The sequence below is a fragment of the Shigella sp. FC1661 genome (assembly GCF_001712525.1).
GTDB lineage: Bacteria > Pseudomonadota > Gammaproteobacteria > Enterobacterales > Enterobacteriaceae > Escherichia > Escherichia coli.
Genome location: NZ_MDGW01000287.1, coordinates 1 through 1,836, shown reverse-complemented (window position 1 = coordinate 1,836; position 1,836 = coordinate 1). Strand labels below are relative to the sequence as shown.

Annotated in this window: 3 protein-coding genes; all 3 read left to right on the top strand. The window is 50.9% G+C overall.

Going from position 1 to position 1,836, the window contains the following annotated elements:
- On the top strand, positions 1 to 252 hold a 252-nt coding region (locus BFF42_RS15825; protein WP_001393792.1), incomplete at its 5' end, for an IS1 family transposase.
- A 9-nt stretch (positions 253 to 261) separates the two neighbouring features.
- Positions 262 to 1,587, top strand: a complete 1,326-nt coding sequence (gene garP / locus BFF42_RS15820; protein WP_039059550.1) for a galactarate/glucarate/glycerate transporter GarP — start codon at positions 262 to 264, stop codon at positions 1,585 to 1,587.
- Positions 1,588 to 1,677: 90 nt separating this feature from the next.
- On the top strand, positions 1,678 to 1,836 hold a 159-nt coding region (locus BFF42_RS15815), incomplete at its 3' end, for an IS1 family transposase (RefSeq protein WP_032277379.1).

Here is a 1,836-nt window from a genome sequence, read left to right as displayed (position 1 = left end):
CGTCTTCTGAGCCTGCTGTCGGCCTTTGAGGTCGTGGTATGGATGACGGATGGCTGGCCGCTGTATGAATCACGCCTGAAGGGAAAGCTGCACGTTATCAGCAAGCGTTACACTCAGCGCATTGAGCGACATAATCTGAATCTGAGACAACATCTGGCAAGGCTGGGACGGAAGTCACTGTCGTTCTCAAAATCGGTGGAGCTGCATGACAAGGTCATCGGGCATTATCTGAACATAAAACACTATCAGTAAGTTGGAGTCATTACCCTGGACACCGTTGACGTAAAAAAGAAAGGCGTGCATACCCGCTATTTAATATTACTGATTATTTTTATTGTTACCGCCGTTAACTACGCCGATCGTGCAACGCTGTCTATTGCTGGTACCGAAGTGGCAAAAGAGTTGCAGTTAAGTGCGGTTTCGATGGGTTACATCTTCTCCGCTTTTGGCTGGGCCTACCTGCTGATGCAAATTCCCGGCGGCTGGCTGCTTGATAAGTTTGGCTCGAAAAAAGTTTACACCTACAGCCTCTTTTTCTGGTCGCTATTCACCTTCCTGCAAGGCTTTGTTGATATGTTCCCGCTGGCCTGGGCAGGGATCTCTATGTTCTTTATGCTCGGCTTCTCGGAAGCGCCATCATTCCCGGCGAACGCCCGTATTGTCGCCGCCTGGTTCCCGACGAAAGAACGTGGTACTGCCTCCGCCATCTTTAACTCGGCGCAATATTTCTCGCTGGCGCTCTTTTCGCCTCTGCTTGGCTGGCTGACTTTCGCCTGGGGCTGGGAGCACGTCTTCACCGTTATGGGGGTGATTGGTTTTGTGCTGACGGCGCTGTGGATCAAGTTGATTCATAACCCGACAGATCACCCACGTATGTCTGCGGAAGAGCTGAAGTTTATCTCTGAAAATGGCGCGGTGGTCGATATGGACCACAAAAAGCCGGGCAGCGCGGCAGCAAGCGGTCCCAAACTGCATTACATCAAGCAATTGCTCTCTAACCGCATGATGTTGGGCGTATTTTTCGGACAATATTTTATCAACACCATCACCTGGTTCTTCCTCACCTGGTTCCCGATTTATCTGGTGCAGGAAAAAGGCATGTCGATTCTGAAAGTGGGTCTGGTCGCCTCGATTCCGGCACTGTGTGGTTTTGCGGGCGGCGTGCTGGGAGGTGTCTTCTCGGATTATCTGATCAAACGCGGTTTATCCCTGACCCTGGCACGTAAGCTACCGATTGTGCTGGGAATGTTGCTGGCTTCCACCATCATCTTATGTAACTACACCAACAACACCACGCTGGTGGTCATGCTGATGGCGCTGGCTTTTTTTGGCAAAGGATTTGGTGCTCTGGGCTGGCCGGTGATTTCTGACACCGCGCCGAAAGAGATTGTTGGCCTCTGTGGCGGCGTCTTTAACGTCTTTGGCAATGTTGCCTCCATTGTCACTCCACTGGTGATTGGCTACCTGGTAAGTGAACTGCACTCCTTCAATGCAGCACTGGTTTTCGTGGGATGTTCAGCGCTGATGGCGATGGTCTGCTACCTCTTCGTAGTTGGCGACATTAAACGTATGGAATTGCAGAAATAAGCAAAGGTATAAGCGATGAATAACGATGTTTTCCCGGTAATGCTGCCAACTTACTGATTTAGTGTATGATGGTGATTTTAAGGTGCTTGCGTGGCTTCCATTTCCATCAGATGTCCTTCCTGCTCCGCTACTGAAGGCGTGGTGCGTAACGGCAAAAGCACTGCCGGACATCAGCGCTATCTCTGCTCTCACTGCCGTAAAACATGGCAACTGCAGTTCACTTACACCGCTTCTCAACCCGGTACGCAC